Raw genomic sequence first — 18,371 nt, 5'->3', positions numbered from 1 at the left:
GTAGACAGTGTCTATGAGCGAGCAGGAGGCAGGACTGAAGAGCCGGCTGATCGAGGTCGGCGTCGATCTCGTGACCACGGAAGGCGCACAGGCACTGTCCCTCCGGGAGATCGCCCGGCGGGCCGGGGTCTCGCACGGCGCCCCCCGCCGCTACTTCCCCACCCACCTGGAACTGCTGTCCGCCATCGCCCGCCGGGGCTTCGCCGACCTTCAGGACCGTGCGACGGCGGCGGTCGGGGACAGCGAGGCCGGTCCCCGCGCTCAACTCACCACACTCGCACGGGTCTACCTCGACTTCGCGCTGGCCCACCGCGGAATGTACGAGCTGATGTTCCGTCATGACCTGTTGGAGAGCAATCGGCTGGGGCTACGGGAGACGAGCCTGCCGATGTTCGGTGCGCTGGTCGACCTCGTCGGCCGGGCGCGCCCCGAGGCCGACGCCCCGGTCGTCGCGGGCGCCCTGTGGGCCAACCTGCACGGGATCGCCCAGCTGTGGGGCTGGGGCAGCCTCCAACTCACCACGGGCACCGACGACTTCGTACCCCTGCTGCACGCCGCGCTGGACGCGCACCTCGGGCCGGAGGAACGGTGAACTCCCCCGGCTCTGCGGTCCACCGGCGTCTCACCCTCGCGAGCAGCGTCGTCGGCGCCGTGATCGTGGCCCTGGACGGAACCGTGCTCACCGTCGCGCAGCCCACGCTGCAACGCGATCTGCACGCCTCGTTCGCACAGATCCAGTGGACCAGCACCGGGTATCTCATCGCGGTGGCCGGCCTGTTGGTGTTCGCGGGGCGTCTCGGGGACCGGTACGGCCACCAACAGGTCTTCGCCATAGGGATCCTGGGCTTCGGCGCGACGTCGGCGGGGATCGGTCTGGCACCCGGCATCGGCTGGGTGACCGGGCTGCGGGTCGCGCAGGGCGTCTTCGGAGCGCTGCTGCAACCGGCCACACTCGGGATGCTGCGCGCCGCGTACCCTGCCGACCGGCTCGGGATGCCCATCGCGCTGCGTACGAGCGCCATCGGTCTCGCGGCCGCCACCGGTCCGCTGGTCGGCGGGGCGCTGGTCACCCATATCGGATGGCGGGCCGTCTTCTTCGTCAACGTGGTGCCGTCGCTGGTGATGGGCGTCCTGGCGCTCGCCGTGCGGGGCCCGGCCCGGGACAAGGTCCGGGCCCAGGGACTCGACGTGCCCGGCGCCTGTCTGCTCGCGGTGGCCCTGGTCGCTCTGGTGCGGACGCTGGTCGCGCTGCCGGAGGCGGGCTGGACGACGACGACCGTGCTCGGCCTGATCGTGGTCGCCGCCGCGGGAGCCGTGTTCGTACGCCATGAACGCCGTACCGCGAGCCCGCTGCTCCCCTCCGAAGTCCTCGGCTCCGCGACCATCGGTGCAGCGCTCGGCATCCTGGTGGCGGCGTCGGCGTCGATGCTCGGCGCGCTGTTCGTCGGCAGCTACTTCCTCCAGGAGACCCTGGGCCTGGACCCGTTGCAGACCAGTCTGAGGGCGCTGCCCGGCGCCGTGGTGATCGTGCTCGTCGCCCCCGTCGCCGCCGTACTCCTGCGCAGGTTCGGTGCGCGGCGGACGACACTGGCAGGGACGGCCGTCCTCACGCTGGGCGTCCTTGCGCTGTCCCGGCTCGACGAGGCGTCGACGGTTGTCGCGATCGGCGGTGGCTTCCTGCTGCTGGGCGCCGGTTTCGGGACGGTGATGGTCACCGCGACGGCGGTCCTCGTGCGGCACGCCTCGGTGGAGTCGGCCGGTGTGGCGGGCGGGCTCCAGCAGACGGCGATGAATGTCGGGCCCACGCTCGGAGTCGCGACGGCGGCCACGCTGATGACGCTCACGACCGGTGTCGCGACGGGTCCCCCGCTGACCGCGCTCGCGGCGGTGTCCGCGGCCGGCGTGCCGCTCGCCCTGCGGCTTCCGGGTCGTACAGGCGTCGCAGCAGCCGCCCAGGGTCCCCCGAAGGACGCCGCGCCCGTCCGTACGAGACCATGAAGGACAAGAGCCGCAGCCCGGAGGAGAGTCATGGGACACCTGCGACAGGAGGTCGAGCCGCGCGAGGCCGGCCTTGATCCGAAGGCGCTGGCCCGCCTGGACCAGCACTTCGCCCATCTCGTCGACGACGGCCGGCTGCCCGGCTACCTCGTGTCCGTGTCCCGGCACGGCCGCGTCGCGCACCTCACCACGTACGGCTGTCGTGACCGTGCGGCCCGATTGCCGGTGGAGACCGACACCTTGTGGCGGCTCTACTCCATGACCAAGCCGGTCACCTCGGTCGCCGCGCTGATGCTCCTCGAAGAGGGGCGCTTCCAACTCGACGACCCGGTGGCCGACTTCCTCCCCGCCTTCACCGAACCGCGGGTATACGTCAGCGGATCCGGGCCCGGCACGAAGACCCGCCCGGCCGGACAACCCCTCCTGCTCCGCCACCTGTTGACCCACACCGCGGGCCTCACCTTCGGCTTCTACTACTCCCACCCCGTCGACGCGCTCTACCGGGACGCCGGTCTGGAGTCCTCGGTGCCGCCGGGCGCGAACCTGGCCGAGACCATCGACGTGTACGCCGGGCTGCCGCTCCAGTTCGAGCCGGGCACCCAGTGGAACTACTCGGTCGCCACCAACGTCCTCGGCCGCGTCCTCGAAGTGGTGTCCGGCCAGGACCTCGACGAATTCCTCGCCGAGCGGATCTTCGGCCCGCTCGGGATGACCGACGCCGGGTTCTGTGTCACGGACGAGCAGGCCGGCCGGCTCGCCGAGTTGTACGGGGAGGACGACGGGGGCCGGATCACCCCGATCGCCGGGCTCCCGCTGCACGGCCGCCCCCGCTTCCTGTCCGGCAGCGGCGGCATGGTGGGCAGCGCCCACGACTACCACCGGTTCATGGAGATGCTCCGCCGCCGCGGCGAACTCGACGGCACCCGCCTGCTGACCCCCGAGACGGTGGACCTGATGGTCTCCAACCACCTCCCCGGCGGCGCCGACCGCCGTACCTTCGGCAGCCCCGTCCACCAGGAACCCGGCAACGCGGGCCTCGGCTTCGGCCTCGGCGTCTCCGTCGTCGTGGACCCGGAGATCACCCGGTCCCCGTCCAGCCGGGGCGCGTTCGGCTGGAGCGGCGTGGCCAGTACGACGTTCTGGGTCGACCCGCGCCGCGACATGACCGTGCAGTTCTTCACCCAGGTCCGCCCGACGGCCTCGCACTCCCTCTTTCCTGAGCTGAAGCGGCTGGTCCACGAGGCGGTGCTGGACTGAGTCCGGTCACACGAGATTGACCTCGGGGCGCAGGGCGTCGGTGGCGAAGCGGTCGGCGCTCAGCGGGCCGATGTCGACGAACGGCGCCCGCCCCAGGTAGAGGTCGCGGACGACCTCGCCGACGGCCGGGCCCTGGAGGAAGCCATGGCCCGAGAACCCGGTCGCGTACAGGAAGCGGGAGCACGAACTCGCCTCGCCGATCAGGGCGTTGTGGTCCGGGGTGATCTCGTACAGGCCCGCCCAGCCGCCTGTCCTGCGCAGGTCGAGCAGGGCGGGGGCGCGGCGCTCCATCGCGGCGTAGAGGTGCGGGATCCAGCGGTCGTGCGTCTCCGTGGAGAAGCCGGGCCTCTCGTCGGGGTCGGACATGCCGACGAGGAGGCCGGGGCCCTCGGCGTGGAAGTAGAGGCTGGTCGTGAAGTCGATGGTCATGGGCAGGTCGGGCGGTAGCCCCGGGACGGGTTCGGTGACGGCGACCTGTCGGCGCAGCGGCTCCACCGGGAGGTCCACGCCGACCAGCGCGCCGATGGCCCGGGACCAGGCGCCGGCCGCGCAGACGACCGTGTCGGTGGCGATCCGTCCCTGCTGGGTGACCACGGCCGTGATGGCGTCGCCGTGCGTCTCGATGCCGGTGACCTCGCAGTGCCGCAGTACGGTCGCGCCATGGCGGCGGGCCCCGGCCGCATAGCCCTGGACCACGGATTCGGGCGTGCAGTGCCCGTCGTCCGGGGAGAAGGCCGCGGCCAGCAGCCCGTCGGTGGTGATCAGCGGCGACAGCCGGCGCGCCTCGGCCGGGCCGATCATGCGGCTGGGCACGCCGAGCCCGTTCTGCAGCCGCACTCCCGCCTCGAACGCGGCGACCTCCTCGGGCGTGGAGAGCAGGAACAGATAGCCGACCCGGTGCAGCCCGATGTCCTGGCCCAGTTCCTCGCCGAAGCGGGCGAACGCCTCCAGGCTCCGGGCGCCGAGCTGGATGTTGAGCTCGTCGGAGAACTGCGCCCGGACCCCGCCGGCCGCGCGTGAGGTCGACCCGGAGGCGAGTTCGTCGCGCTCGACGAGCACCACGTCGGGCACCCCGGCGCGGGCCAGGTGGTAGGCGATGCTCGTGCCCATCACACCGCCGCCGATGACGACGACCCGCGCGGTCCTCTTCATCGGCACGCCTCCCTGGCTGGGTTCACCGGCACGCTCCTCCCGTACGCATTCATCGGCGCGCCCCCTTCGCCCGGGCCGCGTCGATCACGGCCCAGGCCGCGGCGGCGTCCTGGATGCCGAGCCCGACGCTGTTGTAGAAGACGATGTCCTCGGGACGCGTACGCGCCGTGTGCCGGCCGGTGAGGACACCGCCGAGCGGGATCAGGTCCTCCCGGGTGAGCCGGCCGTCCCGCAGCGCCTCGACCACCGGACCGGCGTGCTCCGCCGCGGTCTCCGGATCGTCGACGACCACCGCGGCGGCCCGCCGCACGACCTCCGCGTCGACCTCGCTGCGGGTGGGTTCGAAGGACCCGACGCTCACCACCGTGCAGCCCGGCGCCAGCCACTCGCCCCGCACGACGGGGGTGGCGCTGAGGGTGCAGGCCGCGACCATCGGGAGCCCGGCCACGGCTTCCTCGGGCGTGTCGACGGCCTTGACGGCGACACCGAGTTCGGCGGCGAGGCGCTGCGCCGCGTGCGCCCGTCGTCCCGGGTCCGGGCTCCACACCCGTACGGACCGCAGCTCGCGGACCCGGGCGACGGCCCGCGCGTGGGCGAGAGCCTGGGTGCCGGAGCCGAGGAGGCCGAGTTCGGCGCTGTCGGCGGTGGCCAGCGCGTCGAAGGCGACGGCGCTGGCGGCGGCCGTACGCAGGGTCGTCACCGCGGTGCCGTCCATGACGGCGGCGAGCTGCCCGGTGACCGGGTCGAGCGCGTTGATCACCGCGTGGATCGTGGGCAGTCCGGCCGCCGCGTTGCCCGGGTTGACGCTGCCGATCTTGGCGACCGCCCCGGTGTCCGCGGACAGCCGCGCCAGATACGCGAAGACGACGCTGTCGTCGAAGCGGCTGGGGTGCATGATCTTCCCGGGCAGCTCCGCGGTGCCGTCACCGAGCGCGGTGAAGGCCGCGCGCTGCGAGGCGATCGCCGCGTCGGTGTCCAGCAGCTCCGCCACCTGCTCACGCGAGAGGTACAGCGGGCCGCCGGCGGCGTGGTCGTCGTGTTCTGTCATTCCTCAGTGATAACCGTCTTCGCCGATCCGCAAAAGATCGCCTGCGCCCAGTCGCCGCCGTCCAGGTGGGGGAGGTAGTGGTCGAGGCGCTCCCGCTTGGTCAGCAGATAGCTGAGGTTCTCCTCGCACGGCGGGATCAGCAGCGGCACCTGCTCGGCGACCTTGATGCCGTTGCGCAGCAGCGACTCCCGCTTGCGCGGGTTGTTCGACAGCAGCCGTACGGACCGTACGCCGAGGTCGTGCAGTATCTCCGCCGCGACCCCGTAGTCGCGGGCGTCCACCGGGAGGCCCTGGGCGAGGTTCGCCTCGACGGTGTCCATGCCCTCCGCCTGGAGCTTCATCGCGCGCAGCTTGGCGAGCAGACCGATCCCCCGGCCCTCGTGGCCCCGGAGGTAGACGAGGATGCCGCGCCCCTCGGCGACGATGGCGCGCAGCGCGGCGGTGAGCTGGGGGCCGCACTCGCAGTGCGTGGATCCGAAGGCGTCTCCGGTCAGGCACTCGGAATGCAGCCGGGTGAGCACGTCTCCTTCCCGGAGGGTGTCCAAGTCCCCGTACACCAGGGCCACTTGTTCCTCGCCCCGGTCGTGGTCGAGGTAGCCGACGGCATGGAAATCGCCGTACTTGGTGGGCAAGGGGGCAATCACGACTCGTTCGACACCTGTGAGGTGGGCATTCCCGCCGAGTACGCCAAAGTTATCTGTCATGATCTGGTTCCTAAGCAGAGTCGAAAGGGCCGTGAAAACATGGATAGTTCGGGAACGCGCTCGACGGTATCCGGTCTGTTGCCGCTGGACACCACGGAGGATGTACGGGAACGGGGGGCCGGTGTCGCCCGTCAGGTCGCCGTCCTTCCCGTCGGCAGCTTCGAACAACACGGTCCGTTCCTTCCGCTCGCGACCGACACCCTCGTGGCGTGCGCCATCGCGCGGGAGGTTGCCGCCGCGTATCCGGTCCATCTCCTTCCTCCGGTGACGATCTCCTGCTCGCACGAGCACGCGGCCTGGCCGGGGACCGTCAGCATCTCTTCCGTCACGCTCCACGCGGTGGTACGGGACATCGCCGGCTCGCTGCGCGCGTCGGGCGTCGACACCCTGGTGCTCGTCAACGGGCACGGCGGGAATTACGTATTGGGCAATGTGGTTCAGGAATCCGCGGGGAGCGGTACCCGTATGGCGCTTTTCCCTGCCATGGAGGACTGGGAGGCGGCGCGGGAACGGGCCGGTGTGCAGACCTCGTTGCTCAGCGATATGCATGCGGGAGAAATCGAGACCTCCATTCTTCTGCACGCCCATCCGGAATTGGTCAAAGCCGGTTACGAGACCTCCGATTTCACCGCCGACGACCGGCGGCATCTGCTCACCGTCGGCATGTCGGCCTATACCGATTCCGGTGTCATCGGCCGTCCCTCGCTGGCTTCCGCCGAGAAGGGGAAGGAACTGCTGGCGGCGCTGACCGATTCCTTCGAGGCGTATTTCTCCCTGGTGACGCATTGATCGTGCCCTCCCGCGCTCTCCTCCTGGGGGCGCCGGAGCGCAGCGCACCACCGGACGACCAGGACAACGGCGCCGGGCAGGCTCGCCGCGAAGCTGAGCACTCCGTAGACCACGGCGACGGTCAGGCCCATGCTCGCGCCGAGCCCCGCGGCACCGAACGCCCAAGCGGTCGCGCCCTCCCTGGGGCCCCAGCCGCCGACGTTCAGCGGCAGCCCCATGGCGAGCAGGGCCAGCAGCGCCAGCGGCAGCAACTGAGCCACGGACGCGGCGGATCCGGCGACCCGGGCGGCGAGCACGAACATGGCCAGGTGACCGGCCAACACCAGCACCGACGAGAGCAGCACACCGGGCCAGCTGCCCCGGGCGAGCAGCGCGCCGCGCGCCTCGGTGAGCGCGGCACGGACGGCTCCGTAGCGCTGGGCACGACCGGGGGCCCGGCCCCTGCGTACCGCGCCCACCGTCACCACTCCGCACGCCGAGACGATCGCCAGAATCACCGCGAAGTGCCGGGTCTCGGTGAGCACCGGCGAGGGCTGGGTGAGCAGCACCGCCGCCCCGACGGCCACCAGCACCGCCTGCCCCGCGGTCCGTTCGAGCACCACCGCCCGCACTCCGCGGCCGACGTCCCCGGCGCTCTGACCGTGCCGGACGGCACGGTGCACATCGCCGAGCACCCCGCCGGGCAGCGCCGCGTTCAGGAACAGCGCCCGGTAGTAGTCCGCGACGGCGGGCCCCAACGGCAGCCGGATCCGCAGTCCGCGCGCCACCAGACACCACCGCCAGGCGCTGAACACCGTGGTGAGCAGCCCGAGTCCGAGCCCCGCCAGCAGCGTCGTGGCGTCGATCCTCCGCAGCCCGTCCAGGAAGACACCGGTACCCAGTCGCCAGAGCAGTACGCCGAGGATGGCGACACCGGCGACCGTGCCGAGGTGGGTGCGGAGCCGGCGGGAGTCGAGCCGGGCGCGCAGGCCCGCCCCGGCCCGGGTGCGCGCCGGGCCGGCCGTGCCCGAGGCGCCGACCTCGCGCTCACTCGCCTCGTCCGTACGGGTACGAACCGCGCCCGCGTCCACCGCCACGGCCTCGACCCCGGCGCTCACACCGCACCGCCCGTCGGCCCGGGCAGCACCAGCACATCGCTGTGGTGGACCACCACCCGCAACTCGCCCGCGGCGCACGCCGTCAGGCGGGAGTGGAGATACGACTCCGCACGTGCCGCCAGGTCGGGCCGCTGCTCGCAGGCCGCGCCGACCCAGCCGCGCAGCCACTCCTCGGTGAGCGCGGCCTCGTCGGGGCCCAGCCGCCAGGGGCTGGGATACACCCGTACCGTCGCGCCGTACCGGCCGAAGGCCTCGCAGGCCGCCGTGATGGCGTCGGGGCCGAGGAGTTCGCCACGGCGCTGGTGGGTGTTGAACGCCTCGCCGAACTCGGCGTCGAGCGGGTCGGCCGGTGCGAGTTCGATCCGCCCCACGACGGACAGCGTCAGCAAGGCCGGGACCCCGGCGCCCGCGCAGGCCGCCGCGAGCCGGTCGATCTCCTCGCCGGTGAGCACGTCGAGCAGCGCGGAGGCCGTCACCAGCGAGGCGTCGGCGAGGGCGTCGGCGGTCAGCCTGCCGATGTCACCGCGTTGCGTGGTGACCGTGACCCGGCTGCCGTCGGCGGCGGCGCGGGGAGCCCCGACGGTCGCGAAGTGCAGCAGATAGGGGTCCCGGTCGTGCAGGATCCAGTGCTGGGCGCCGTCGAGGCGGGGGGCGAGCCAGCGGCCCATGGAGCCGGTTCCGCAGCCGAGGTCGTGAATGACCAGGTCGCCGCCGCGCCCCGGCCGGTTCGCCAGCCGGATGCGCAACGGGTCGAGCAGTTCGGCCGCCCGCGCGGCGGCGTCGGCGCCCTCGCGCAACTGAAGCCACTGGGGGGCGTATCGAGGGACTTCGTCGGCATCGGCCGCACCGACCCGCTGACCAGGCACACCCGTCCTCGCAATCTTCTCGGACGCGTCGGGCACCGCCGCGCCCCGTCCCGGCACCCCCGCGGGGGTCGTCGCCGTACTCACGCCGCCCTCCGGGGTTCCCGGGGCAGCCGGCCGAGCACTCCGGCCAGGCTCCGGGCCGTGGTCGCCCAGCCGTCCAGCGCCGCCCGGCGTCCTCGCGCGGCCGCCTTCAGACGGCGTCGTACGTCGGCCTCGCCGAACCAGCCGCGCAGTTCCGCGGCGAGGGCCGCCGGGTCCTCCGGTGGGACGAGGATGCCGGGCACCCCGCCGTCGGGGGCGCGCCCGACCGCTTCGGGAAGGCCGCCGACGTCCGTCGCGAGCACCGGTATCCCACGGGCGAGCGCCTCGGTGACGGCCATGCCGTACGTCTCGGCGTAGGACGTGAGCACCATGAGGTCGGCCGTCGCGTAGCTCGCGTCGAGTTCCGCGCCCGCCTGCGGGCCCGCGAGGTGCAGCCGGTCGCCGAGGCCGTACTGCTCGATCAGCGCGCGAAGCCGGGCGACATAGGCCGGGTCCTGGCCGAGGCCGCCGACGCAGACGCAGCTCCAGGGCAGGTCGGTGACGGTCGCGAGGGCCTCGACCAGCCGGTGCTGGCCCTTGCGCGGGGTGACCGCGGCGACGCACAGCAGCCGCGAGACGCCGTCGGTGCCGGAGGCGAGCGGCGCGATGTCCGCGCCGGGCGCGGCGACATGGACGCGGTCGGGGGCGAGCCCGTGGTGGGCCACAAGCCGGCGGACGGCCCAGTCGCTGGTGGCGACGACGGCCGACACGGCGCGGAGCGTCGTGCGTTCCCGGGCGTCCAGGTCGGCGGCCACGGCGGGCGCGAGACCCGTCTCGTCGCCGAGCGGCAGATGCACCAGCACGACGAGGCACAGCCGTTCGGCCTCGGGAACGATGATCTCGGGGACGCCGCAGGCGACGAGTCCGTCGAGCAGGACGACCGTGCCGTCCGGCAAGTCACGGAGCGTACGGGCGAGTTCCGTACGGGCGGCGGACCGGGGGCTCGGCCATTCTCCCGCGACGGCGTGGCGGTGGACCTGCCAGCCGAAGCCGGGAAGGTCCAGGCAGAGCCGCCGGTCGTAGGCGTTGCCGCCGCTCGGCGCGGCCGGGTCGTCGACACCGCCCGGCATGACGAAGTGCACGGAGCGCAGGGACATGGGGATGATCTCGGCGTTCTTGGGGGCCGTGTGCTGCGGGGGCACGTAGTTCAGGGCGGCCTGGTCACTGGTGAGGGACGCCCGCTCCATGGTCGTGTCGGTCACAGGGCACGCTCGTAACTCGCCCAGGCGATGTGCGACTCGTGCAGCGTGACCGTGATGCCCGAGAGGCCGTGGGCGCCCGCGCCCAGTGCCCCTGCGTGCACGCGGTCGGCGAGGCGGTCGGCGATGACCTTGGCCAGGAACTCCGTCGAGGTGTTGGTGTCCTTGAAGTCCGGCTCGCTGTCGAGATTGCGGTAGTTCAACTCGCTCACGACGGCGCCGAGTTCCTGGGTGGCCAGACCGATGTCGACAACGATGTTGTCGTCGTCCAGCTCGGCGCGGCGAAACGTGGCGTCCACCAGGAACGTCGCCCCGTGCAGGCGCTGCGCGGGTCCGAAGACCTCGCCACGGAAGCTGTGGGCGATCATCAGGTGATCGCGGACGGTGATGCTGAACAACGGACGACCCTCCAGGTGCGGTGCGTCTGATCCCCTGCCGGGGGCACGTCGTGTAGTACGGCTGCCCCGTTCTCCTTGTTCAGCTGCCTGTTCCCCTTTCTTTGAAGTCTTCAGAGGTCAGGCAGGTTGTTCCGGGCTCAAACGTCGTCGTAGACCACGCGGTGGCACAAGCCGGGTATCGATCCGGAGGCGAGCTTGGCCATCACGTCGGGCAGTTCCGCGAAGCCGCACTCGCCGGTGATCAGCGCGTCGAAGGCGGGTTCGGCGAGCAGTTCGAGGGCGAGCGCCAGGCGGTCGGCGTAGGTCCTGCCGGGCCTGCTCGCCGGGGAAACGGAACCCACCTGGCTGCTGCGCACGACCAGGCGCCGCGAGTGGAAGGCCTCGCCCAGCGGCAGGCTGACGCGCCGGTCGCCGTACCAGCTCATTTCCAGCACGGTCCCCTCCGGGGCGAGGAGTTCCAGCGCCCGGGTGAGTCCCGCCTCGGTGGCGCTGGCGTGCACCACGAGGTCGCGCTCGCCCTCGGCGTCCCCGGGGAGCGCGAAGTCGACGCCGAGCGCCCGCGCGATCTCGCCGCGGGAGGGATCCGCGTCGACGAGCTGGACGCGTACGCCCGGGAAGCGGGCGAGCAGCGCCGCGACGGAGCAGCCGACCATGCCGCCGCCCACCACGGCGATCCGGTCGCCGATCAGCGGCGCGGCGTCCCAGAGGGCGTTCACCGCGGTCTCGACGGTCCCGGCGAGCACGGCGCGCGAGGCGGGGACCGCGTCCGGTACGACCGTCACGGCGCTCACCGGGACGACGTAGCGCGTCTGGTGCGGATACAGGCAGAAGACGGTCCGGCCGAGCAGTGACACGGGTCCTTCCTCCACTCGGCCGACGCTCAGATAGCCGTATTTCACCGGCGCGGGGAAATTCCCGTCCTGGAACGGTGCACGCATCGAAGCATGCTGACTTTCCGGAACACCCCCTCGGAAGACGAGGGTCTCGGTGCCCCGGCTCACCCCGGAGAAGAGCGTGCGCACCAGCACCTCGCCCTCGGTGGGTGCCGGCACGGCGACGTCCCGTATCTCGCCCTGCCCGGGCGACCGGAGCCAGAAGGCGCGAGCTGAGAGTTCCATGAGCGTCCCCCTGAACGATTCAGCAGATCTTCACGTACGGAGCAGTGACAAGCCGCGCACTGTACGCGGCGTTGATCGACTCTGTCATACGGCCGGAGGATGTGCGGTGGCCCTGAACAACACATACGACGCGAGGCTCCCTCAGCAGGAGACCATTGTGGGAGCCGGTGTGCAGCTCCTGCTGCTGGTGCTGCTGGGCACGGCGATCGGGATGGGGCCCGCGGGCTGGCTGACCGGCCTGGCCTTCGCGATCGCCACCTGGGCGGTACTGACCCGCGCCCTGCGCCGCTCGCAGCCCCGCTCGTTCGGCCCCGCCAATCGTGTGACGCTCGGCCGGGCCATCCTGGTCGGCGGCGTCACCGCCCTGGTCGCGGACTCGTTCCAGAGCTCGCCCCCGGTCAGCCTGCTGGTCGGTCTGACGGCGGTCGCCCTGATCCTCGACGGCGTCGACGGCAAGGTCGCCCGGCGCACCGGAACCTCCTCCGCGCTGGGCGCCCGCTTCGACATGGAGGTCGACGCGTTCCTGATCCTGGTACTGAGCGTGTACGTAGCGATGTCGCTCGGCCCGTGGGTGCTGCTGATCGGCACGATGAGGTACGCGTTCGTGGCGGCCGCCCGGGTGATGCCGTGGCTGAACGGCGCGCTGCCGCCGAGCATGGCGCGCAAGACGGTGGCGGCCCTGCAGGGCATCGTGCTGCTCGTCGCGGGCGCCGGGATCCTGCCGCACGAGGCGACCGCGGGGGCCGTGCTGCTGGCTCTCGCGTCGCTGGTCTGGTCATTCGGACGCGACATCGCGTGGCTGTGGCGCCAGGGCGGCCGAAAGGTCGCCGGCGGCGCGGCGCCCCTCGCCGCCGGACTGCCGCTGCGCCGGCTTCCCGGTCCGGTCAGCCTGTCGTCTCGGCCGGTACCGGCGCGTTCAGAGGGTTGATCACATGCCAGAACAGGCCGACGCCGTTGGTGTCGGCCGGCTGGAGGTCCCCGGCGTACGAGTACAGCGGGGAGCCGTCATACGTCACCTGGTCGCCGCCGTCGGGCCGTGCGACGGTACCGAGCGTCCCGGCGATGCCCGGCGGCAGCCGGAGTTCCGCGCCGGGCGGGTTGAGCAGCGGCTTGTGGGTGTCCGTGCAGACGCGGAAGCAGGCGATGTCCCCGTCGCTCTCCCGGTCGAAGCGGTACAGGGTGCGCCCGTCCGGATCCGTGAGAACGCGCCCCATCGTGTCGGTGTCGGCGACCATGACGGTGAGCGGCGGGGGTTCCGGCGCCGCCACCGCGGGATGTGGCAGGCCCAGGCAGGACGCGACGGCGATCGCGGCCAGCAGGGGGGTGACCCGTCTACGTCTACCTCTGCGCATGACGCTCTCCTCGGTCTGTTGGGTGGCCGGCAGTCTGTCGGTGGCCGGCCGGATCCTCAGTAAGTGATCTTGACGCCGCTGACCGTGTGGTTGTCCGTCAGACCGCCGCTGGCGCCGCTGAACCCGACCAGCACGTTGTCCGGCAGGGTCACCGCGGTGTCGATGACCTGCGTGCCGTCCACACTCACCAGGATGTGCCCGGCGGTCGTCACGCTCACGTCGACGACATGCGTACCGGTCCGCAGGGGAGGAACGGCGGTCGAGGTCGCGGCGTACGTGAAGGGGGATCCGTTGCCGCCGGTGGCCACCCCCACGAAGTTGGCCGAGGGGTCGCCGGCGTTGCGGAACGTGTCCAGGGTGACGGCGATACCCGGCAGCCCCGCGTAACCGAGGCCCCCGCCGCCCCCGCCGAGCGACTTGGGGGTCGCCTTCGTCGAGTCGAGCAGCATGAAGGTCATGCCGTCGGCGCCGGTGCCGCCGCCGATCTCGGCGGTGAAGGTCGCCTTCAGGCGCCCGGAGGGTACGACGGTGCTCTGGATGCCGGTCCCCTTGGTGTTCTTCACGGCCGGGTTGAGCAGCAGGCTGGTGCCGGACAGCGCGGCGGAACTGTTGTAGGTCCACCCGTTGGGCCCGGGCGGCGGCACCGCGTACGACGTCGCGCTGATGACCGTGTCCCGGACCGTGTGGATGTCCGTCCGTCCGCCAGTGGCGCCGGTGAAGGCCAGCAGGGCCGTCGGGGGCAGCGAGGCCACCGTCGTGGTCAGGATCCTGGTGCCGTCCAGGGAGACGGCGATCGTCTTCCCGGTGATCGAGACGGCGACGGCGTGCGGGCCCGAGCGCAGGTTGGGCACGTTGGTGGTGGTCGCCGCGTAGGTGAACACGTCACCGCTCGCCCCGGTGGCGATGCCCACGAAGTTCGACGACGGGTCGCCCGTGTTGCGGGAGGTGTCGAAGGTGATCGCCACACCGGGCTTCCCCCGCCAGCCGAGGCCACCGCCGTCGGGGCCCAGCGTGCTGGGGGTGGCCTGGGCCGGGTCCAGCAGGCCGAAGGTCTGACCGTCGGCGCCGTCGCCGCCGCCGATGACGGTGGTGAACGCCGCCTTGAGGCCGTCGGTGACCACCGGGACGGGGAAGATGCCCGAGCCCGCCTGGTGTTTGGTCGCCTGGGTGAGCTGGAGGTCGTTGCCGGAGAGCTGCGCGGTTCCGTTGAGCTTCCAGCCGCCCTCTCCGGGCGGCGGGACGGTGACCCTTCCGGGTGCCGTTCCGTTGCCGGTGACCGTCTCGTTCTGCGGTCCACGGCCGTCGTCGGAGGTCAGCTGGTAGGTGCCGGTGACCTTGCCGACAGCGGTCGGCGAGAAGGTGACGGCCTGGTGGACCACGTCCTCCGGGCCCAGGACCTGGCCCTCGCTGATCGGACTGGTCACGTGGAACGGATCCGTCGGCGGTGCCGCCTTGGTGATGGTGAGGGGGATGTTGCCCGTGTTGCTGATGTCGAAGGTCTTGGTGACGGACTTCCCGACCGCGACATCGCCGAAGTCGGTGGACGTCGGAGTGATCGTCAGATGCGCCTGGCCGGTCACCGCCGTGCCGGTGACGTTCACGGTCGCGGTGCCGTTCTGGCCGGTGAGCGAGAGCGTATCGCTGTTGTCGCCCGCGGCCGTCGGGGTGTACTTCACCTGCACGGTGACAGCCTGCTGAGGCTGGACGACGGTCCCGTCGGCGGGCATGCCGTCGGCGCTGAAGGGCGCGTCCGGCGCGTTGCTCCCCGAGATCGTCTCGGGCTGGGTTCCGGTGTTGGTGAAGCTCACGCCCAGCGTCTTGGACGTTCCGGTGGCCACGGTGCCGAAGGCCAGCGTGGACGGGGAGGCGACGAGGCCGGGTTTGGTGCCGTAGCCGGTCAGACCGAGCCCGAAGTCACCGGTATCGGTGGTGAAGGTCAGCACGGAACTGGCTGCGCCGGGTGTGGTCGGCGAGTACGTCACCGGCACCGAGTAGCTCTCGCCCGCGTGCAGCGTGACCGGCAGACCCGAGGGCGAGGAGGAGAACTGACTGCCCGACGGCGCACTCACCGCCGTGATCGTCACGTCCTGGGTGGCGGTCACCTTGGCCGTGGCGTTGCGGGAGCTGCCCACGGCCACATTGCCGAAGTCCACCGCGTTGCCGGTCAACGCCCCGGCGGACGGGCGGCCGAACGCGAGAATGTGGCCGTCCCGGGTGCCGACGTAGACCCGGCCACCGTCGGTGGCGGGTACGGAGAACTTGGACGCGGTGCCGATCGGGGCCGAGAAGCGCTGCGTCAACGTTCCGTTCGTGGGCGTGGCGTCGTACGCGCGGATCTGGCCGTTGCCTCCGTTGGGGCCGTCCGAGTAGATCGCCCAGACGAGGGCGGAGCCCGGCGTGGTGCCGGTGGAGGTGACCACGGGCGAGCCGGAGGTGTAGCCGAAGGTGCCGGTGCTGGTGCCGGTGTTGGTCAGTGTGGGCTGGCCCGAACCGTTGACGCCGTAGGCGAAGGCCCGCAGCGGCCCCCTGCTGCCGATCGTGTACACATAGCCGCCCTGTCCGCCGTACACGGACGGGTGCCCCCAGACACCCTCGTACGGCCCGAAGGTGCCGACCACCTTGTCGGTGCCGCCGGATCCCTGGCTGCGGCCGCCGAGGCTGTCCCGGTCGAGGAGGAAGAGGCGGCCGTCCTTGCCGATCTGCGCCATGAGATGGGGGTGCTGGCTCGTGCCGAAGACGTCATTGGGCAGCGCCACCGGACCGCCCGAGCCGAAGTCGGTGTCGTTCTGGTCGAGGGTCGGGGCGTTGCTGGGGCTGAAGAAGTCCTGCGCGGACATCGTGCCGTCGCTGTTGACGCCCAGTCGTACCACCGACTCGGCCAGTTGGCCCGGCGGCTGCGAGCCGGGGCCGGGTGCCGGGGAGATGCCGTTGCCGGTGGACACGAAGATTCTGCCCGGCCCGTCGGAGACCGGGCCGCCGCCGCTCATCCAGATGCCGGCCTTGCCGTTGGCGGAGGAGTCCTCGGTGGCCCACAGGGTGGTGTTGCGGGTCGTGGTGTTGACACCCACGACATAGCCGACGTACGGGCCGATGTCACAGTGCGAGGCGAACGCCACGTAGATCGATCCGCCCATCAGCAGCAGACCGGGGCGCTGGGCGGCGGTGAACGGGTTGAAGGGGTGGCTGGGGTCGTTGACCGGCGCGCCCTGCACCTTCACCGGCCAGCCGCTGCGTTCGGCGCCGGTCGTCGCGTCCATCGCGTGGACGTACCAGTTGGGGTGCTGGACGTCGGGCCCGTCGTTGATCTTGGCAGTGAGGTAGACGGTGTTGGTCGCCGGATCGTGCACGGGGGTCGAGGTCACCCCGAAGTTCGGTACCAGGTCACCGCAGCCGATCGCCGAGGCCGGCCAGGGCGCACCCAGGTTCTTCGTCCAGTTGATCTTCCCGGACGCCGAGTCGAGCCCGTACACCTTGGCGTTCTCGGTGGCCGCGACGACCGTCTTGCCGGCCACCAGGGGCTGCGCGTAGACCTGACCGTCCACGGCGGTGGAGAACTGCTGCCCGAAGTCGGAGCTGGCCACCTGGGAAGGCGCGAGTCCGGGCTCGTTCTTGTCCCAGCCGGTGCGGAAGTTGTCGACCGAGACCGTCGATTCGTCGGCGCGGCCCGGCGCGGCGGCGAGCGAAGGCAACGTGCCGCCGGTGCCCAGCAGCAGACAGCCCGTCAGCAGCGCAAGCAGTCGGTTCCCGCCCCGTCGTCTGCGCGTGCTGGGCATGTCTCCACCTCGGTACATGAGTGCGCGAGGGCGGAGACCGACCGGTCCCGCCGACGATCATCGTCAGCGGGACCGGCCAATATTCGTACGCTTTCGCAGCTTACATACGCTGTTGTTCACCACGATGGGTCAAACGCGGCGACCCACGGCGTCACGACGCGACCCGTTCGCCCGGTGCCGCCGCGTCCGGGTGCGCCAGGCCGAGGTGGTCGCGCAGGGTGGTGCCCTCGTACTCCGTGCGGAAGACCCCGCGCTCCTGGAGCAGCGGGACCACGGTGTCGGCGAAGGCGTCGAGGCCGCCGGGGGTGATGTGCGGGACGAGGATGAAACCGTCGGCGGCGCCGGCCTGCACGAAGGAGTCGATGGTCTCGGCGACGGTGGACGGCGAGCCGACGAAGGCCTGCCGGTTGCCGGTCTCGATGACCAGGTCGCGGATCGACCAGTTGTTGGCCGCCGCACGCTCCCGCCACTCCCGGGCGGTGGCCAGCGGGTCGCGGTACATGCGCACCTGGGCGCGACCGCGCGCGATGGTGTGCTCGCCCGGGTCGGGGTCGATGTCGGGGACCGGACCGTCCGGGTCGTACGCGGACAGGTCGCGGTTCCAGACGAACTCCAGATGCTTGATGGCGGTGGCGCCGCTGACCTGCTGGCGCCGCACCTCGCGGGCGCGTTCCTCCGCCTCCGCGTCGGTGTCCCCGAGGACGAAGGTCGCGGCGGGCAGGATCAGCAGCTGGTCGCGGGTGCGGCCGTGGCGGGCCAGGCGGCCCTTGACGTCCGTGTAGAACGCCTGCCCTTCCTTCAGGGTGCTGTACCGGCTGAAGATCGCGTCGGCACTGGACGCGGCGAACTCGCGGCCCTCGTCGGAGTCGCCCGCCTGGAAGATCACCGGGCGTCCCTGCGGGGAACGGGGCACGTTGAACTGGCCCTCGATGCCGAAGTGCTGACCCTGGTGCACGAAGGCTCCCGCCTTCGCGTCGCGCAGGAAGGTGCCGCTCTCCTGGTCGGCGAGGATCTCGTCGCCGTGCCAGGAGTCGAAGAGTTCGTTCGCGGTGGTGAGGAACTCCTTGGCCCGGGAGTAGCGCTCCTCCTGCGGGAGGAAGCCGCCACGGCGGAAGTTCTCGCCGGTGAAGGCGTCCCAGGAGGTGACGACGTTCCAGGCGGCGCGCCCGCCGGAGAGGTGGTCGAGGCTCGCGAACTGGCGGGCCACCTCGTAGGGCTCGTTGAAGGTGGAGTTGATGGTGCCGGTCAGGCCGAGGTGTTCGGTGACGGCGGCGAGCGCGGTGAGGATCGTGAAGGTGTCGGGCCGTCCGACGACGTCCAAGTCGTAGATCCTGCCGCCCTGTTCGCGCAGCCGAAGCCCCTCGGCGAGGAACAGGAAGTCGAACTTGGCGCGTTCGGCGGTGCGCGCGAAGTGCGCGAAGGAACTGAACTCGATGTGACTGCCGGCCTCCGGGTCGCTCCATACGGTGGTGTTGTTGACGCCGGGGAAATGGGCGGCCAGATGGATCTGCTTCAGGGGCTTGCTCATGGTCGTACGGT

At 71.6% G+C, this 18,371-nt stretch carries 16 protein-coding genes; 5 read left to right on the top strand and 11 right to left on the bottom strand.

What is annotated here, in order from left to right; all coding sequences use genetic code 11:
• The first annotated feature begins 13 nt into the window (after nt 1-13).
• The 3 genes from AB5J50_RS42885 to AB5J50_RS42875 are packed head-to-tail and all read left to right on the top strand — an operon-like array spanning nt 14 to nt 3,255.
• Nucleotides 14-592 carry a TetR/AcrR family transcriptional regulator gene (locus tag AB5J50_RS42885; RefSeq protein WP_369263995.1) on the top strand — a complete coding sequence of 193 codons (579 nt, stop codon included), beginning with the start codon at nt 14-16 and terminating at the stop codon, nt 590-592.
• The gene (locus AB5J50_RS42880; protein WP_369263994.1) at nt 589-1,998 is read left to right on the top strand and encodes an MFS transporter; all 1,410 of its coding nucleotides are present in this window, start codon (nt 589-591) and stop codon (nt 1,996-1,998) included. The genes AB5J50_RS42885 and AB5J50_RS42880 overlap by 4 nt, the downstream gene beginning before the upstream one ends.
• A 30-nt stretch (nt 1,999-2,028) precedes the next feature.
• On the top strand, nt 2,029-3,255 hold the full coding sequence (locus AB5J50_RS42875) for a serine hydrolase domain-containing protein (protein WP_369263993.1): 1,227 nt from the start codon (nt 2,029-2,031) through the stop codon (nt 3,253-3,255).
• Between the two features lie 6 nt (nt 3,256-3,261).
• Here AB5J50_RS42875 and AB5J50_RS42870 read toward each other — a convergent pair whose 3' ends face one another.
• The 3 genes from AB5J50_RS42870 to ribA are packed head-to-tail and all read right to left on the bottom strand — an operon-like array spanning nt 3,262 to nt 6,159.
• Nucleotides 3,262-4,407 (bottom strand): NAD(P)/FAD-dependent oxidoreductase, encoded by a 1,146-nt coding sequence (locus AB5J50_RS42870; RefSeq protein WP_369263992.1) that lies wholly within the window; start codon nt 4,405-4,407, stop codon nt 3,262-3,264.
• Between the two features lie 49 nt (nt 4,408-4,456).
• Entirely contained in the window at nt 4,457-5,455 is a 999-nt protein-coding gene (locus AB5J50_RS42865; RefSeq protein WP_369263991.1) for an ornithine cyclodeaminase family protein, read from the bottom strand.
• Complete coding sequence (gene ribA / locus AB5J50_RS42860) at nt 5,452-6,159, bottom strand: GTP cyclohydrolase II (protein WP_330308757.1); 708 nt, start codon at nt 6,157-6,159, stop codon at nt 5,452-5,454. The genes AB5J50_RS42865 and ribA overlap by 4 nt, the downstream gene beginning before the upstream one ends.
• Nucleotides 6,160-6,198: 39 nt before the next feature.
• Here ribA and AB5J50_RS42855 point away from each other — a divergent pair, with 39 nt between their 5' ends.
• Nucleotides 6,199-6,948 (top strand): creatininase family protein, encoded by a 750-nt coding sequence (locus AB5J50_RS42855; protein WP_327435298.1) that lies wholly within the window; start codon nt 6,199-6,201, stop codon nt 6,946-6,948.
• Here AB5J50_RS42855 and AB5J50_RS42850 read toward each other — a convergent pair.
• The 5 genes from AB5J50_RS42850 to AB5J50_RS42830 all read right to left on the bottom strand — a co-directional run bounded on the left by AB5J50_RS42850 (nt 6,831) and on the right by AB5J50_RS42830 (nt 11,707).
• Complete coding sequence (locus AB5J50_RS42850; protein ID WP_369263990.1) at nt 6,831-8,045, bottom strand: lysylphosphatidylglycerol synthase transmembrane domain-containing protein; 1,215 nt, start codon at nt 8,043-8,045, stop codon at nt 6,831-6,833. The genes AB5J50_RS42855 and AB5J50_RS42850 overlap by 118 nt on opposite strands.
• Nucleotides 8,042-8,995, bottom strand: coding sequence for a class I SAM-dependent methyltransferase (locus AB5J50_RS42845; RefSeq protein WP_369263989.1), 954 nt, complete (start codon nt 8,993-8,995; stop codon nt 8,042-8,044). The genes AB5J50_RS42850 and AB5J50_RS42845 overlap by 4 nt, the downstream gene beginning before the upstream one ends.
• A complete protein-coding gene (locus AB5J50_RS42840) occupies nt 8,992-10,179 on the bottom strand; it encodes a glycosyltransferase family 4 protein (RefSeq protein WP_369265668.1) in 1,188 nt (395 codons plus the stop codon). Before AB5J50_RS42840 ends, AB5J50_RS42845 begins: the two co-directional genes overlap by 4 nt.
• Before the next feature lie 11 nt (nt 10,180-10,190).
• On the bottom strand, nt 10,191-10,589 hold the full coding sequence (locus AB5J50_RS42835) for a 6-carboxytetrahydropterin synthase (RefSeq protein WP_327433429.1): 399 nt from the start codon (nt 10,587-10,589) through the stop codon (nt 10,191-10,193).
• Between the two features lie 137 nt (nt 10,590-10,726).
• Nucleotides 10,727-11,707 carry a zinc-binding alcohol dehydrogenase gene (locus AB5J50_RS42830; RefSeq protein WP_369263988.1) on the bottom strand — a complete coding sequence of 327 codons (981 nt, stop codon included), beginning with the start codon at nt 11,705-11,707 and terminating at the stop codon, nt 10,727-10,729.
• 106 nt (nt 11,708-11,813) lie between these two features.
• On the opposite strand from AB5J50_RS42830, the gene AB5J50_RS42825 reads away from it, so the two are divergent.
• Nucleotides 11,814-12,635, top strand: coding sequence for a CDP-alcohol phosphatidyltransferase family protein (locus AB5J50_RS42825; protein ID WP_369263987.1), 822 nt, complete (start codon nt 11,814-11,816; stop codon nt 12,633-12,635).
• Here the strand turns inward: AB5J50_RS42825 and AB5J50_RS42820 are convergent.
• From AB5J50_RS42820 to AB5J50_RS42810, 3 genes are all read right to left on the bottom strand, one after another.
• Entirely contained in the window at nt 12,592-13,059 is a 468-nt protein-coding gene (locus AB5J50_RS42820) for a hypothetical protein (RefSeq protein ID WP_369263986.1), read from the bottom strand. The two genes, AB5J50_RS42825 and AB5J50_RS42820, sit on opposite strands and share 44 nt — an antisense overlap.
• 56 nt (nt 13,060-13,115) lie before the next feature.
• Complete coding sequence (locus AB5J50_RS42815) at nt 13,116-16,832, bottom strand: choice-of-anchor D domain-containing protein (RefSeq protein ID WP_369263985.1); 3,717 nt, start codon at nt 16,830-16,832, stop codon at nt 13,116-13,118.
• A 151-nt stretch (nt 16,833-16,983) separates the two neighbouring features.
• A complete protein-coding gene (locus AB5J50_RS42810) occupies nt 16,984-18,360 on the bottom strand; it encodes an NtaA/DmoA family FMN-dependent monooxygenase (RefSeq protein WP_369263984.1) in 1,377 nt (458 codons plus the stop codon).
• Nucleotides 18,361-18,371 lie beyond the last annotated feature (11 nt).

Origin of the sequence: Streptomyces sp. R35 (assembly GCF_041053035.1) — a bacterium.
GTDB lineage: Bacteria > Actinomycetota > Actinomycetes > Streptomycetales > Streptomycetaceae > Streptomyces > Streptomyces lutosisoli.
This window is presented reverse-complemented; position numbering and strand designations above follow the sequence as displayed.

Bases quoted from the DNA above. Each gene is read 5' to 3' on its own strand.
- AB5J50_RS42885 (WP_369263995.1), top strand. From the start codon at position 14: ATGAGCGAGCAGGAGGCAGGACTGAAGAGCCGGCTGATCGAGGTCGGC.
- AB5J50_RS42875 (WP_369263993.1), top strand. From the start codon at position 2,029: ATGGGACACCTGCGACAGGAGGTCGAGCCGCGCGAGGCCGGCCTTGAT.
- AB5J50_RS42870 (WP_369263992.1), bottom strand. From the start codon at position 4,407: ATGAAGAGGACCGCGCGGGTCGTCGTCATCGGCGGCGGTGTGATGGGC.
- AB5J50_RS42865 (WP_369263991.1), bottom strand. From the start codon at position 5,455: ATGACAGAACACGACGACCACGCCGCCGGCGGCCCGCTGTACCTCTCG.
- ribA (WP_330308757.1), bottom strand. From the start codon at position 6,159: ATGACAGATAACTTTGGCGTACTCGGCGGGAATGCCCACCTCACAGGT.
- AB5J50_RS42855 (WP_327435298.1), top strand. From the start codon at position 6,199: ATGGATAGTTCGGGAACGCGCTCGACGGTATCCGGTCTGTTGCCGCTG.
- AB5J50_RS42840 (WP_369265668.1), bottom strand. From the start codon at position 10,179: ATGGAGCGGGCGTCCCTCACCAGTGACCAGGCCGCCCTGAACTACGTG.
- AB5J50_RS42830 (WP_369263988.1), bottom strand. From the start codon at position 11,707: ATGGAACTCTCAGCTCGCGCCTTCTGGCTCCGGTCGCCCGGGCAGGGC.
- AB5J50_RS42820 (WP_369263986.1), bottom strand. From the start codon at position 13,059: ATGCGCAGAGGTAGACGTAGACGGGTCACCCCCCTGCTGGCCGCGATC.
- AB5J50_RS42815 (WP_369263985.1), bottom strand. From the start codon at position 16,832: ATGCCCAGCACGCGCAGACGACGGGGCGGGAACCGACTGCTTGCGCTG.
- AB5J50_RS42810 (WP_369263984.1), bottom strand. From the start codon at position 18,360: ATGAGCAAGCCCCTGAAGCAGATCCATCTGGCCGCCCATTTCCCCGGC.